The organism is Oleiphilus sp. HI0079, assembly GCF_001635105.1.
In genome coordinates this window covers 1-693 of the sequence record NZ_LWFT01001340.1, presented here as the reverse complement: position 1 = coordinate 693, position 693 = coordinate 1, and the positions used below count along the sequence as shown (strand labels likewise).

Annotated in this window: 2 protein-coding genes; both read left to right on the top strand. The window is 42.1% G+C overall.

The annotated features are described in order from the left end of the window. A partial coding sequence (locus A3750_RS27050) for a hypothetical protein (protein WP_231871931.1) occupies positions 1–245 on the top strand: 245 nt, incomplete at its 5' end. A gap of 290 nt (positions 246–535) precedes the next feature. Next, the coding region (locus A3750_RS23205; protein ID WP_156498877.1) for a type II toxin-antitoxin system Phd/YefM family antitoxin at positions 536–693 on the top strand (158 nt) is incomplete at its 3' end.

Sequence of the window (693 nt, the reverse complement as noted above, 5' to 3'; positions counted from 1 at the left end):
AAGCGATTTCGGAAGCGGGTGCCTTGCGCATTATTCCTATTACCTTAACCACACTGGCAATTGTTTTTGGCACGCTAATCATCGTACCAGACCCGGTCATGGGTGGCTTAGCTATTTCTCTGATCTTTGGTTCAATCAGCTCTGCCATCCTAACCGTATTTGTTGTGCCACTTTTGTATTCACGCATAAGTAGTATCAACTTATTCAAAAATATGAGGGCAATATTTGCGAATTTTTTTTGCTGAGTAAATGTGAATTTAGGTTGATCATCTGGTCCGCAACCTCATCTTTAGCAATGAAACTCTTTTGGTTAGTGTTGGCCAGACTTTCCTGTCGAAGATATTTCGAATCAGTGAGTCCGAAAGCGCATATTCAAGCCTCCATCAAAGGTCCGCTTCCCGAACAAAGCCAATGGAAGCAGGTGCTATATCATATCGCTAAATCCAACCCAAATGTAGCAACATAGAAACAATTGTAGACGATCACTAAACGCATGTAGTAACATTTATACATAAGATTGTTTTGGAGGTGAGCTATGTCTACATTAACCAGTCGAGAGTTTAATCAAGATACAGGCCGAGCCAAGAAAGAGGCGCTGTCTGGACCTGTGTATATTACCGATCGAGGGAAACCGTCTCACGTACTCTTATCTTATGAAGAGTACAAAGCTATGACGGAGAAGAAGGCGACGAT